The sequence below is a fragment of the Acidiphilium sp. JA12-A1 genome (assembly GCF_000724705.2).
Taxonomy (GTDB): Bacteria; Pseudomonadota; Alphaproteobacteria; order Acetobacterales; family Acetobacteraceae; genus Acidiphilium; species Acidiphilium multivorum.
The window spans coordinates 1-12,587 of sequence record NZ_JFHO01000003.1 but is presented as its reverse complement, the minus strand read 5'-3'; the positions used below and the strand labels follow the sequence as shown (position 1 = coordinate 12,587).

The 12,587-nt window shown below is 66.8% G+C and carries 14 protein-coding genes; 10 read left to right on the top strand and 4 right to left on the bottom strand.

Features of this window, described 5'->3' with window-relative positions; all coding sequences use genetic code 11:
• Positions 1-7 precede the first annotated feature (7 nt).
• From RT91_RS00410 to RT91_RS00395, 4 genes are read right to left on the bottom strand one after another with little or no spacing between them, the layout of a single operon-like run.
• A complete protein-coding gene (locus RT91_RS00410; RefSeq protein ID WP_035185011.1) occupies positions 8-571 on the bottom strand; it encodes a CvpA family protein in 564 nt (187 codons plus the stop codon).
• A complete protein-coding gene (gene radA / locus RT91_RS00405; protein ID WP_011941505.1) occupies positions 571-1,971 on the bottom strand; it encodes a DNA repair protein RadA in 1,401 nt (466 codons plus the stop codon). Before radA ends, RT91_RS00410 begins: the two co-directional genes overlap by 1 nt.
• A gap of 29 nt (positions 1,972-2,000) precedes the next feature.
• Positions 2,001-3,074 carry a hypothetical protein gene (locus tag RT91_RS00400; protein WP_007422326.1) on the bottom strand — a complete coding sequence of 358 codons (1,074 nt, stop codon included), beginning with the start codon at positions 3,072-3,074 and terminating at the stop codon, positions 2,001-2,003.
• 24 nt (positions 3,075-3,098) lie between these two features.
• Complete coding sequence (locus tag RT91_RS00395; RefSeq protein ID WP_011941503.1) at positions 3,099-3,614, bottom strand: adenine phosphoribosyltransferase; 516 nt, start codon at positions 3,612-3,614, stop codon at positions 3,099-3,101.
• Between the two features lie 201 nt (positions 3,615-3,815).
• Here RT91_RS00395 and RT91_RS00390 point away from each other — a divergent pair, with 201 nt between their 5' ends.
• The 10 genes from RT91_RS00390 to RT91_RS00340 form a co-directional block, all read left to right on the top strand.
• Entirely contained in the window at positions 3,816-4,445 is a 630-nt protein-coding gene (locus RT91_RS00390; RefSeq protein WP_013639445.1) for a DsbA family protein, read from the top strand.
• A gap of 7 nt (positions 4,446-4,452) precedes the next feature.
• Positions 4,453-7,950 (top strand): chromosome segregation protein SMC, encoded by a 3,498-nt coding sequence (gene smc / locus RT91_RS00385; protein WP_035185004.1) that lies wholly within the window; start codon positions 4,453-4,455, stop codon positions 7,948-7,950.
• An 84-nt stretch (positions 7,951-8,034) separates the two neighbouring features.
• Positions 8,035-8,352, top strand: a complete 318-nt coding sequence (locus RT91_RS00380; RefSeq protein ID WP_007422331.1) for an AtpZ/AtpI family protein — start codon at positions 8,035-8,037, stop codon at positions 8,350-8,352.
• Positions 8,353-8,365: 13 nt separating this feature from the next.
• Positions 8,366-9,121, top strand: a complete 756-nt coding sequence (locus RT91_RS00375) for a F0F1 ATP synthase subunit A (RefSeq protein WP_007422332.1) — start codon at positions 8,366-8,368, stop codon at positions 9,119-9,121.
• Between the two features lie 72 nt (positions 9,122-9,193).
• A complete protein-coding gene (locus RT91_RS00370; RefSeq protein WP_007422333.1) occupies positions 9,194-9,427 on the top strand; it encodes an ATP synthase subunit C in 234 nt (77 codons plus the stop codon).
• A 25-nt stretch (positions 9,428-9,452) separates the two neighbouring features.
• Positions 9,453-10,022 carry an ATP synthase subunit b 2 gene (locus RT91_RS00365; protein WP_011941499.1) on the top strand — a complete coding sequence of 190 codons (570 nt, stop codon included), beginning with the start codon at positions 9,453-9,455 and terminating at the stop codon, positions 10,020-10,022.
• Positions 10,023-10,028: 6 nt separating this feature from the next.
• Complete coding sequence (locus RT91_RS00360; RefSeq protein WP_007422335.1) at positions 10,029-10,550, top strand: ATP synthase subunit b 1; 522 nt, start codon at positions 10,029-10,031, stop codon at positions 10,548-10,550.
• 129 nt (positions 10,551-10,679) lie between these two features.
• Positions 10,680-11,444 carry a phosphoribosylaminoimidazolesuccinocarboxamide synthase gene (purC, locus tag RT91_RS00355; protein ID WP_007422336.1) on the top strand — a complete coding sequence of 255 codons (765 nt, stop codon included), beginning with the start codon at positions 10,680-10,682 and terminating at the stop codon, positions 11,442-11,444.
• The gene (gene purS / locus RT91_RS00350; RefSeq protein ID WP_007422337.1) at positions 11,441-11,680 is read left to right on the top strand and encodes a phosphoribosylformylglycinamidine synthase subunit PurS; all 240 of its coding nucleotides are present in this window, start codon (positions 11,441-11,443) and stop codon (positions 11,678-11,680) included. The genes purC and purS overlap by 4 nt, the downstream gene beginning before the upstream one ends.
• A 344-nt stretch (positions 11,681-12,024) precedes the next feature.
• Positions 12,025-12,587 (top strand): DUF6444 domain-containing protein (locus tag RT91_RS00340; protein WP_240314128.1); only part of this gene is annotated, 563 nt, incomplete at its 3' end.

Below are 12,587 nucleotides of genomic sequence, written 5' to 3'. Positions count from 1 at the left end.
CCCAACCTTACTGGCTGGGTCCTGTTCCGCCTGCGGCGGAACTGACCGGCGCAGCGGCCGGCGCCGCCGCAGGGCCGATCCTGTCGACGTGCGGCCGGTAGGCCGCCGGCAAGAACGCCACCAGGAAAGTCGATCCGTTCTCCGCGTAGGTGAGGAATTTCGCCCGCCGGATCGCCGACGGCCATTCGGATGGCTGGAGAAAGATCGAAAGGGCGATATAGGCGAGACAGACGATCACCGCCCCGCGCACGAGGCCGAACGCGAGCCCCAGCGTGCGATCGACGCCTGAAAGCACCGAATCCCGCACCATCGAACCAAGCCATGCGCTCAGGATCGACAGGACGATCAGAACAACGATGAACACGATCCCGATCGACACCGGCAGAACCAGTTTGGGGTTTCCCACAATGCCGGTGATCTGGGGTTCGACCAGCGGGTAAGAGACGAAAGCAGCCAGGCCCGCGCCAATCCAGGCGCCGATGCCCAGCACCTCGCGCACAAAGCCACGGGCCAGCGCCAGTAGGCCGGACAAAAGAACGACACCGATCGCGATACCGTCAGCCCAGGTCATCACGCCTCCTCCCCATTGCCGGTCACTGCGCCCATGGCCGCGACAAGATCGCTCAGATGCCCGTATTCCGCGAGAACCATCCCCTCCGGCGCCGACAACCGCCTCGTCCCGCCGGCGACACGACGCGGTAGGGCCGCCCGGCCGAAGCCGAGCTTCGCCGCCTCCTTGAGCCGCAATTCCACCTGCGCCACCTGCCGCAATTCGCCCGACAATCCGATCTCGCCGAAAAACACCGTCTCCGGATCGGCGGGCACGCCGCTCGCGGCGGAGATCAGCGCGGCGGCCACGGCGAGGTCCGCGGCCGGTTCCGAGACGCGCAACCCGCCGGCGACATTGAGATAGACGTCATGCCCGCCCAGTTTCAGGCCGCAGCGCGCATCGAGCACCGCCAGCAGCATCGACAGCCGCCCCTGGTCCCAGCCGATCACCGAGCGCCGCGCCGAGCCCGCGCCATTGGCGGAGAGCAGCGCCTGCACCTCCATCAGCACCGGGCGCGATCCTTCAAGGCCGGCAAACACCGCGCTGCCGGTCACGTTGCCATGCCGCTCGGCAAGAAACAGGGCCGAAGGGTTCGCCACCTCGGCCAGCCCCCGTCCGGTCATCTCGAAGACGCCGATCTCGTCGGTCGCGCCGAACCGGTTTTTTGCTCCGCGCAGGATCCGGAACTGGTGGCCGCGATCACCTTCGAAGTGCAGCACCACATCCACCATGTGCTCCAGCACGCGCGGTCCGGCGAGCGCGCCCTCCTTGGTCACATGGCCAACGAGCATCAGCGCGAATCCCTGCGTCTTCGCGGCCTGGATCAGGGCGAAGGCATTGGCGCGCACCTGGCTGACCGTACCGGGCGCAGACTCGACTGTCTCGTCCCAGATCGTCTGGATACTGTCGATCACGACCAGCGCCGCGTCACGTTCGGCGCGCAATGACCCCAGAATATCGGCCAGCACCGTTGCCGAAGCCAGATTGACCGGCGCCGTCTTGAGATCGAGCCGTTCGGCGCGAAGCCTGATCTGCGCGACCGACTCCTCGCCCGACACATACAGCACCCGCCGCCCGGAAGCGGCAAGCCGGGCCGCCGCCTGCAACAGGAGCGTCGATTTCCCGATTCCCGGATCGCCGCCGACAAGAATGGCAGAGGCCGGCACCATGCCACCGCCGAGCACACGATCGAACTCCTCGATTCCGAGCGGAATCCGCGGCGGCGGCGGCGTCTCCCCGGCCAGACCGACGAAGTCGATCCCCCGCCCGGCCTGAACCGCCGCCTTGCGTCCGGTGCCGGTGGGCACGACCGCCTGCGGCTCGAGCGTGTTCCATGCGCCGCAGGCCTCGCACCTTCCGGCCCATTTCGGCGCCACGGCACCGCACTCATTGCAGACAAAACGGGTGGCACTCTTCGCCATTCAGGCTGCCGCCCCGGACGGACCGCGCATCAGCTGGGCCGCCAGCCGAACCGCGTGAACAGGAATTGGCGCAGCGCCAGCAGCGCTTCGGGCGACGCGGCGATCGGCGCAAGCGCGACCGCCGCACCGTTAACGGTCAGGCTGATTGCGCTCGCCGTCGCCGCCGATTGCAAGGCGGATCCCTGAATCGCCCCAAGTGCAGCCTGCCGCCAGAGCGCGACCGACGCCGCCGGCGTCAGATGCGGCAAAACCATGATGAAATCGAGGCGGCTCGCCGCTGCGACGCCCTGGAACGCCCGCTCGAGCGGTGGCGACAGCGCCTTCGCGTGCCGTATCCCGGCAAGCTCAGCAACTGTCGGCACGTTCGCGAAACGCGGATCCCGTACTGTTCGTCCCGCCTGGTCAACGGTACCGAGTGAACAGATCGCCACGCCACCTTCGGCCTGGAGGGATGCGAGATCGGCAGGAATATCCTCACCAGTCAGCATCACCGCGTCGACTTCGCCAAGCCCGAACGCGCGCGCCACGGCCGTCGTGCCGCGCAGTCCGAAAATCGGCGAAATCGGCACCCCCAAACGCTCGAACGCCAGAATGGCGGCCAGGTCCGGACTTTCCGGCGCGGCGGCGGCGAGGCGGACCGGCGCCGCTTGCGCCAGTCGGCCAGCCCCGCCGCGCAACACGATCACGCCGGAACTGAGTCCGGCGAGGATCGGAATCCACTCACCCGGCCGGAAATGCACGCGCGGATCGCCGGTCAGGAAAGCAATCGACGACTCGCCCGGCAACAGCGCGGCCGTATGACCGTCGGATACCATCAATGTCTGCAGGCGATTTGCGCCGGTCACCCCATCTTGCCCGCCGACGGTCTCGATGCGGAGCGGCGTTCTGGGTGAGAGGATTTTCTCCAGGCCAAGCGCAATCGCGCGCCCCCAGCGATCGGCCTGCCCGCCAGGCAGGCCACCGACAACAATCCGGTAGGACCCGCCAAATGTATCGGCAAAGATCGCGTTGGCAGGCGTAGGGAGATCGCTGGCGCGCGCAAAAGGCAGGGCAGAGCCGGCGATGATCGTTCCAAGCGCACCGAGCGCGGCACGGCGCTTCACGGTTCGAGGCCTCGCGGCCCGAACCTATTGATCGTAGCTGACAAGGGCTTCGAACGGCACATCGAGACGATCCCTGCCTTTCAGGAACGCCAGCTCGATCAACGCGGCGGCGGCCGGAACCTCTGCGCCCACCTTCCGCAGCAGCTTGATACCGGCGGCCATCGTCCCTCCGGTGGCAAGCAGGTCATCGACGACGACAACCCGCTGACCCGGCTGGACCGCATCGGCCTGGATCTCGATCCGGTCCTGCCCATACTCGAGATCGTAGTCGTAGCCGACAGTCGCGCCGGGCAACTTGCCGCGCTTGCGCAGCATGATGAAGCCGCAACCGAGCTTGAGGGCGAGCGGCGCGGCAAGGATGAAGCCGCGGCTCTCGACGCCTGCAAGCAGGTCCGGGTGATGCGCGCGCACCACCTTGGCAAGCCGTCCCATCGCCACCTGCCACGCATCCGCATGGCGGATCAGGGTCGAGATATCGTAGAAGAGGATCCCCGGTTTCGGGAAATCGGGGATGCCGCGGATATGATCCTTGAGATTCATGGCGCCGGTATAGCCGAGGTATCGTCCGTGGCAACCCGATCCGGTGGCGCACGCTTCAAAACCTGCGCCACGCTGAATTGAAGCGGCGCCGCTCTCGTCACTCCTGGGGCGATCGGCTATGCATCGGACCAGCACAGGCGCCGTTTCCGCTCGACGTGGCGGAACGCTTCCGCTACACAACATATAGAGGTAGATATCGTCATGGACCGTCGTTCGCTACTAGGGATGGTAGGTGGGCTTGCGACCGCAGGCTCTCTGGGGATCGCCTTTCCGGCGGCCGCCGCGGAAACGAAAGCCGATTCCCCCTATTCGATCCGCAGCCTCGGCAATCCGAATGCCCCCGTAACCGTCTATGAATATTTTTCCCTCAACTGTCCGCATTGCGCCGAATTCGCCACGCACGCGCTGCCCAAGGTCATCGAAAGCTACGTCAAGCCAGGCAAGGTCTATTACGTCTTCAAGGACTTCCCGCTGAACGAGGACGCACTCTGGGCCGCGCAGATCGCCCGCGCGCTGCCGGCGAAGGCATATTATCCGTTCATCTCGGAACTCTTCCGCACGCAGGATGAATGGGCCTACGCGCCGGGGCTGAAAACGCCCAAGGATTACCAGAACGCCCTGTTCCGCTACGCCGCCCTCGCCGGCATGGACCGCACGACGTTCGACGCCGCCATAGCCAACAAGAAGCTGCGCGCCTTCGTCCTCAACGAACTGAACGACGCCGAGAAGACCTACAAGGTCAATTCGACCCCGACCTTCATCATCAATGGCCGCAAGCGGGAGGGAGCGGTTTCGTTCGACACCTTCTCCTCCTGGCTGAAGGCCGCGTAGGTCCGGCTTGCCCGCGCGTTTCGCCCGCCTGCGGATCAGCGGGTTCAAGAGTTTCGCCGATCCGACCACGATCGACATCCTGCCAGGGCTGACCGGCATCATTGGGCCGAACGGCTGCGGCAAGTCGAACGTGGTCGACGCGCTGCGCTGGGCGATGGGCGAAGCCAGCGCCAAGTCCCTGCGCGGCGGCGAGATGGAGGACGTCATTTTCGCCGGCACGATGGCACGTGCCGCGCGAAATCTTGCCGAAGTGTCGATCACCCTGACCGACACCGCGGGCCTCGCCCCGGTTCCGTTCCAGAACGAGCCGGAACTCCAGGTCTCGCGCAAGATCGAGCGCGGCAGCGGCAGTTCGTACCGGATCAACGGGCGCGAAGTGCGCGCGCGCGATGTCGCGACCCTGTTCGCCGACCTCGCCTCCGGTGCCCGCAATTCTGCGATGATCAGCCAGGGCCGGGTTTCCGCCCTAGTGAACGCCCGCCCGGACGAGCGGCGCGCCCTGCTGGAGGAAGCCGCCGGCATCACCGGCCTGCACGCCCGCCGGCACGAGGCCGAACTCAAGCTGCGGGCGGCCGAGCAGAACCTTCTCCGGGCCGACGACCTGCGCGCCCAGCAGGAGGCGCGCCTCGCCGAGTTGCGCAAGCAGGCCCGCCAGGCCAATCGCTACCGGAACATCTCGGGGTTGATCCGCGACGCCGAGGCTGAATATCTCGCCATCGAACGCGAGCTCGCCGAACGCCGGCGCCGGGCGGCGCGCGCGCAGTTCGCCGAGGCCGAAGCAGCGGTTGGCCACGCCGAAAAGCTTCGCGACGACGTGCTGGGCCGCGAAACCTCGCAGAACGATGCGCTGCCGGCCTTGCGCGCGCGCGAAGCGGACACGCGCACACGCCTCGAGCGCGCACGGATCCTCGCCGAGCAGATCGATGCCGAGATCGCGCGCCTCGAAGCGGCCCGGCGCGAAGCCGAAGCGCGGGTGGCCACCCTGCGAAAGGACCATGCCGGCGCCGAACGGATCGCGCGCGACGCCGAAGCCGCCGCGATCCGGCTGGAGGCCGAGCGGTCGCAACTCGCCGCCGATCACGAACTGGCTCCCGCCCGAATCGAGCAGGCGCGGCGCGAGGCCGAGGCCGCGTCGGTCGCACTCGCCCAGTGCGAAGCCGCAACCCAACAGGCGACGGAAGCGGCCGCCCGCACCCAGGCCCAGCGTCAGGCCATGGAAACCCGGCTGACCCAGGCCCGCGGCACCGCCGGCCAGGCGGATCGCCGGGCCCGCGAAGCCGAAGCCGCGCACGCCACAGCACAGGCCGCCCTCGTTTCTCCCGAACGTCTCGCCGCGGCGGAAGCCACCCGCGAGGCAGCCGAACGGGCAGTGGCTGCAGCTGAAACCACCTATGCCGAGGCCCAGAACAGGGTGCAGGGGGCGGAAACGCGGCGCACGGAAGCCCATGCTGCCGCGATCCGCGCCCGCTCTGCCGCAACCGAGGCGGATGCCGCGGCGGCGCGGCTCAAGGCCGAAACCGATGCGCTGAAAGCCCTGCTCGCCCAGAAATTCGGCCGCGATCCGGACCCGGTGCTGGACCGCATCAAGGTTCCCGCAGGGCTGGAAACGGCACTGGGCGCCGCGCTGGGCGCCGAGCTCTCGGCGGGCGAGCAGGCCAGCGCCGCCCGGCACTGGCGCTCCTTGCCGGCCATCGCGTCCGATGCCGCGCTGCCCCGGATCGGCGAAACGATCACCGCGCCGGATGCCCTCCGACGCGCCCTCGATCACATTCTCCTGCTGCCGGATGGCGAAGACGGCGAAGCCTTGCAGGCGACACTGCGCCCGGGCCAGATTCTCGTTTCGATCGAGGGCGGGGTCTGGCGTTGGGACGGGTTCGTGGTCCGCCCTGGTGCGCCGACCGAGGCGGCAGTCCGCCTCGCCCAGCGCAACCGGCTGGATCAGCTTGACGTCGAGTTCGCCCGTGCGCGGCAGAGCGCCGAGGCCACCCGCGCCGCGCTGCAGGAAGCCGAAGCCGCCGAGCGCGACGCACGGCATGCCGAGGAGGAGGCGCGCACAGCCCGCCGCGCCGCCGAATCGGCCATCGACCGGACCCGCAAGGATCTGCGAACGACGGCGGAGACGGCGAGCCGGCTGGCGGCCGAAGCCGAACGGCTAGCCGCCCGCGAGGCCGCGGCGGCCGAAACACGTGCCCGAATCGAGGCCGAGGCCGGAGAAGCACGCGCCGCGCTCGCCGCCATCGAAGCCGAATTCGCGACACTGGACGACGCCCAGGCCTTTCGCGACGCGCTCGATCGCGCGCGCTCCGCCCTGTCCGAGAGTCGCCGGCGCGACAGCGAGGCAACCCAGGCCCTTCAACGCCTGCAGACGGAAACCGACGCCCGCGCCCGCCGTCTGGACACGATCATCCGCGAACAGTCGGACTGGGCCGAACGTGCGCGCGACGCCAATGACCGCCGCACCGACCTCGGCGCCCGCTTGCGCGAGGCCGAAGCCAGCCTGGAAACCCTCGGCGCCGATGGCGGCGCGCGGGAACGGCGGGCCGAGGCGGGCGCCGAGCTGGAAGCGGCAGAGTCCGACCACCACGCCGCCGCGCGGGATCTGGCCAGCGCCGAAGAGGCCGCACGGCGGAATTCCGCCGCCGCGCGCGCCGCGGAGCAGGATCTCGCCCGCGCCCGCGAAGCCCGCATCGGCGCTGAATCCGCCGTGCGCGAAGCCGACCACGCCTGGGGCACCGTCGCCGAAAAGATGCTGGAGCGCCTGGGGGTCGATCCCGCTCTGCCCGCAGTCGCCGATCCGTCGCCCGACGCCGCCGAAAAGGCGCGGAAGCGGTTCGAGCGCCTCACCCGCGAACGCGACGAGATGGGTCCCGTCAACCTGCGCGCCGATATCGAGGTCGGCGAGATCGAGACCCGCCTTGCCGCGATCGACCGCGACCGCGAGGAGATCACCAGCGCAATCGCAAAGCTGCGCGGCTCCATCGGCCATCTGAACCGGGAGGGCCGCGAGCGCCTTTCGGCCGTCTTCACCGAGATCGACCGCCATTTCCAGGCGCTGTTCACCCGGATGTTCGGCGGCGGGCGCGCCCATCTTGCCCTCACCGGCTCCGACGACCCGCTCGAAGCCGGGCTTGAGATCTTCGCCGAACCGCCGGGCAAGAAACTCGCAACACTGTCCCTTCTCTCCGGCGGCGAGCAGGCCCTCACCGCGCTGTCACTGATTTTCGCGGTCTTCCGCTGCAACCCCGCGCCGCTCTCCGTCCTCGACGAGGTCGACGCCCCGCTCGACGATGCGAACGTCGAACGCTTCTGCCGCCTGCTGGAGGACATCTCCCAGGATACCGGCACCCGGTTCATCGTCGTCACCCATCACCACCACACGATGGCGCGAATGGACCGGCTCTACGGCGTCACGATGCAGGAGCGGGGCATTTCCCGTGTCCTGTCCGTGGATCTCGGTACCGCGGCGGCGATGGTCGAACCCGCCGGGGCGATCGCCGCGGAATAGATTTCACGCTCGCGATATGTTGACTTGGAACGGCAGCGTCGGTAGCAACCGCTGCCGCCTGTCGGCGGGCGTAAGGGTGTGAAAATGGGTGACGAACCGGCTCAGGGGCCAGATGATCGGAGCGATTTCGATCAGCGCCTTGCCGCTGCGCGCAGCCGCGCCGGGCTCGACAAGCCCGCCGGAAAGAGCGCGGAGCAGGACAAGGGGCCCAATCCGTTCAGCGTCGCAACGCGGCTGGGCGCCGAAATGGTGGCGTCTCTGGTCGTGGCTGTCGCGATCGGCTATGGACTGGATCGTCTTTTTCATTCAGCACCCTGGTTCATGATCGGCTTCGTGCCCATCGGCGCGGCTGCGGGGCTTCGAAACGTGTTCCGGGCCATGGGACCGGGCGACAAGGACTGACCGGAGGATACGGATGGCGCAAGAATCGGGGATCAACGCTCTCGGGCAGTTCCAGCTGACCACCGGATTCGGTGCGTTCGGCAAGGCGATCGAATTCACAAATTCGAACGAGATGATGCTGCTCGCCGCCGTGATCGTCACCTCGCTTTTCGTTGTCGCGCTGCGCCAGCGCGCTCTGGTTCCCGGCCGCATGCAGGGCCTCGCCGAGATCAGCTATGAATTCGTCCACAACATGGTGCTCGACACGATCGGCGAGGAAGGCAAGCGCTTCTTCCCCTTCGTCTTCACCCTGTTCGCCTTCATCCTGATCGGCAACATCCTTGGCCTTTTCCCGTATTTCTTCGCCTTCACCAGCCACATCGCGATCACCGGCGCCCTGGCGCTGTTCGTCTTCGCCCTCTCGACGCTGGTAGGTTTCTGGTATCACGGCATCGGCTTCCTGAAGTTCTTTTCCCCCCCGGGCGTGCCGGGCTGGCTGCTTCCGCTGCTGATTCCGATCGAGATCGTTTCCTTCCTCTCGCGCCCGATCTCGCTTTCGGTTCGACTGTTCGCGAACATCACGGCGGGCCATGTGATGTGGGAGGTGTTCGCCGGCTTCATGCTGATGCTGGTCTCCGGTCTCGGCGCGGTCGGCGTGGTGGCGGCGATCATACCGCTCGGCCTGAACATCGCGCTCACGGCGCTCGAATTCCTGGTCGCGTTCCTGCAGGCCTACGTGTTCGCGATCCTGACCTGCCTTTACCTGCACGATGCGATCCACATGCACTGATCGCCTCGCGCTCTCTTCAACCCGCCGGCCCGACCGGCCTCGCTACCGCTTGAACTGAAAGGAATCCAAGTTATGGCCATTGACACCCTCCTCCTCGCTCGCGACGTCGGTGCGGGTCTTGCGACCATCGGCGTTGCCGGCGCGGGCGTCGGTATCGGCAACCTGTTCGGCGCCTTCGTCGGTGCGGTCGGCCGTAACCCGGCGGCGCGCGACAAGATGTTCCGCGACGTTCTGCTCGGCTTCGCGCTGACCGAGGCGGTTGCGCTCTACGCGCTGGTCATCGCGCTCATCATCCTGTTCGCCTGATCCAACGGCGGGGAAACTTCACGCGATGCGTCGAACCACCATACTGCTCGCCGCCACCGCCCTGGGCCTGACGCCGGCAATCGCCATGGCCGAAGGCAAGATGCCGCAGATGGATTTCTCCAATCCGCTGACCGGTGCGCAGGTCGTGTGGATGGCGGTCATCATGGTCGTGCTCTATTTCGTGCTGGCGCGATGGGCCCTGCCCCGCATCGGCGGCGTGATCGAGAACCGCCACAACCGCATCGCCACCGACCTCGAAACCGCACGCCGCGCAAAGGCGGAAGCCGAACACGCGGTCCGGGAACTGAATCTTGCCATCCAGAACGCGCGGGAGTCGAGCCAGGGCGCAATTGCCGAGGCGGTCAACGCCGCCAAGGAACGTGCCCGCGCGCAAACGGCAGCGCTCAACGACCGTCTTAGCGCTCAGATCGCTTCTGCCGAGGCCGAGATCGACTCCGCGCGCCGGACAGCCGTGGGCGCGCTGGCTCCGATCGCCCGCGATGTGGCGTCGAGCTTGTTGCAACGCCTGATCGGCGAGGCCGTCGAGCCGGGCCGCATCGAGCAGGCGGTATCGGCACTTTCAACCCAAGGGTGAGAGATCATGGAATACGAAGCCCTCACCGGTACGCTTTGGGACAAGGGGACTTTCTGGGTCACCGTCGCGGTCCTGATCTTTCTGGCCTTCTTTGGAAGAAAGATCGTCGGCGCCATCACCACCATGCTCGACCAGCGCAGCGCCGCCATCCAGCACGAACTTGACGAGGCGTCGCGCTTGCGCGCCGAGGCTGAGGCCATGCTCAAGGATGCCGAATCCCGGCGCGAGGCCGCGCTGGCACAGGCCAAGGACATGCTGGCCATGGCTGGCCGTGAGGCCGAACGGCTTGCCGCCGACCTGCTCGCCGAAGCCGAGGCATCCGCCCGCCGGCGCGAGCAGATGGCCCGTGAGCGCATTTCGGCGGCCGAGGCCGCTGCGATCGCTGAAGTGCGGGATGCCGCGGCCGCGCTCGCCGCACGCGCCGCCGAGCAGATCCTGAAAGAGACAATCGACGAGGCCCATGATCGGGGCCTGATTGATCAGGCCATCGGCGGATTGCCCGCTGCGCTCAGACAGAAGGCTGCCTGATACCGGCTGGCGCTGCCACCACGGGGCAGCGTCTGCCTCCGGGCATGGCGCAAACCGCTGCCGGTTGATATACCCGGTCGCGTGCGGCCTCACCGTTTCCCATCAGCCGCCGAGATACGAGGTTCACCCATGGCGCGTCGCCGGCAACTTTATGAAGGCAAGGCAAAAATCCTGTTCGAAGGGCCGGAACCCGGCACCCTCGTGCAGTATTTCAAGGACGACGCCACCGCGTTCAACGCCCAGAAGAAGGGCGTGATCACGGGGAAGGGCGTGTTGAACAACCGCATCAGCGAGTTCCTGATGCAGCGCCTCGGCGAAATCGGCATCCCGACCCATTTCGTCCGCCGCCTCAACATGCGCGAACAACTCGTGCGCGAGGTCGAGATCATTCCGATCGAGGTCGTCATTCGCAACGTTGCCGCGGGCAGCATGAGCACGCGCCTCGGCATCCCTGAGGGCACGCGGCTCCCCCGATCGATCATCGAATATTATTACAAGAACGACGCCCTGAACGATCCGATGGTGTCCGAGGACCACATCACCGCGTTCGGCTGGGCCAGCACCCAGGATATGGATGACATTGTCCATCTGAGCCTGCGCATCAACGACTTTCTCACTGGCCTGTTCCTCGGCGTCGGCATCGTGCTGGTGGACTTCAAGATCGAGTTCGGCCGGCTGTGGGAGAACGACGATATGCGCATCGTCCTCGCCGACGAAATCAGCCCGGACAATTGCCGTCTCTGGGATGCCAAGACCAACGAGAAGATGGACAAGGACCGCTTCCGCCGCGATCTCGGCCGGGTTGAGGAAGCATATCAGGAAGTCGCCAAGCGTCTCGGAATCCTGCCCGAGGCCGGGACACGCGATATGAAGGGCCCGGAGACGATGCAATGAAGGTTCTGGTCGCCGTGAAGCTGAAGGCCGGCGTGCTCGATCCGCAGGGCAAGGCCATCGGCCACGCGCTCGAAGGGCTTGGATACAATGACGTGAACGACGTAAGGGTCGGCAAGCTGATCGAACTCGATCTCGCCGAGACCGACCGTGAAAAGGCCCGCGACGCAGCCGACTCCATGGCTCGCCGCCTGCTTGCCAATACCGTGATCGAGAGTTTCGAAATCACCATTCCCTGACCGGCGGGCGTTGCACCGCTGCCGGTCTGCGCCCATCTGCCTTCCGGATGTCTGGTGTGATGAAATGCGGCAGGGGCCGAGGTCGCCGTGCGTAGGGCATTATCGCTCGTTGCCCGGCAGACGCGGTTGCTCAGCAACCGCTGGTACCGCCGTTTGCGGATGGACCTCTGGTTCCCTCACGTGCCTCTGGCGCTCGCCGTCGGTGTCGCCGGGGCCCTCGCGATTTTGCCCACGATCCAGAAGTTCGCGGCACAATATCTCCGTATCTGCTCATCCTGGTCCGTCGATAAGTTGAATCGATTGTGAATTGACGTGACCACGGCGGATACGATTCGACGGGAGGCGTGAACGAGCTTCCTGACCTGTCTCTCCTATCGCACGCTGAGAAAGACGCGCTGATCCGCGCGCTATGGGACGCGTTGCAATCATCCGAGCGCAGGAACGCGGAACTGGCAATCCGGCTTTCGGATGCGGAACGCCGGATTGCGGAGTTGGAGGCGCGGCTAAACGAACCGCCGAAGCGGCCGGACAATTCGAGCCTGCCGCCATCGCGCGGGCAGAAGCCAAACCGGCCCGAGAAAAGTCCGCGCAAGGGGCCCCGCAAAGGCAGTCTCGGCCGTGAGGGTGGCGGTCGCTTGCTTGCCGAGAACCCCGATCAGACGGTGATCGCGAAGGCGGCGCATTGCCAGCACTGCCGTGCCGGGCTGACTGACGCGGATCAGCGCCTCGCGCAGCGCTACGACAAGATCGATCTGCCGCCGATCAAGCCGGTCGTCACCCGCGTCGAACGCTATGCCGGCCATTGTCCGTGCTGTGGGGCGACCACGCTGGCAGCCGTCCCGGAAGGCATGGAGACCGGCACACCATTCAGCCTCAACCTCGTGGCTCTCGCGATCTACCTGCGCGT

Excerpts from the sequence above, each read along its gene's own strand:
- RT91_RS00375 (WP_007422332.1), top strand. The coding sequence starts at position 8,366 with ATGGCGCAAGAATCGGGGATCAACGCTCTCGGGCAGTTCCAGCTGACC.
- RT91_RS00360 (WP_007422335.1), top strand. The coding sequence starts at position 10,029 with ATGGAATACGAAGCCCTCACCGGTACGCTTTGGGACAAGGGGACTTTC.
- purC (WP_007422336.1), top strand. The coding sequence starts at position 10,680 with ATGGCGCGTCGCCGGCAACTTTATGAAGGCAAGGCAAAAATCCTGTTC.
- RT91_RS00365 (WP_011941499.1), top strand. The coding sequence starts at position 9,453 with ATGCGTCGAACCACCATACTGCTCGCCGCCACCGCCCTGGGCCTGACG.
- RT91_RS00370 (WP_007422333.1), top strand. The coding sequence starts at position 9,194 with ATGGCCATTGACACCCTCCTCCTCGCTCGCGACGTCGGTGCGGGTCTT.
- RT91_RS00390 (WP_013639445.1), top strand. The coding sequence starts at position 3,816 with ATGGACCGTCGTTCGCTACTAGGGATGGTAGGTGGGCTTGCGACCGCA.
- RT91_RS00410 (WP_035185011.1), bottom strand. The coding sequence starts at position 571 with ATGACCTGGGCTGACGGTATCGCGATCGGTGTCGTTCTTTTGTCCGGC.
- RT91_RS00395 (WP_011941503.1), bottom strand. The coding sequence starts at position 3,614 with ATGAATCTCAAGGATCATATCCGCGGCATCCCCGATTTCCCGAAACCG.
- purS (WP_007422337.1), top strand. The coding sequence starts at position 11,441 with ATGAAGGTTCTGGTCGCCGTGAAGCTGAAGGCCGGCGTGCTCGATCCG.
- RT91_RS00380 (WP_007422331.1), top strand. The coding sequence starts at position 8,035 with ATGGGTGACGAACCGGCTCAGGGGCCAGATGATCGGAGCGATTTCGAT.
- radA (WP_011941505.1), bottom strand. The coding sequence starts at position 1,971 with ATGGCGAAGAGTGCCACCCGTTTTGTCTGCAATGAGTGCGGTGCCGTG.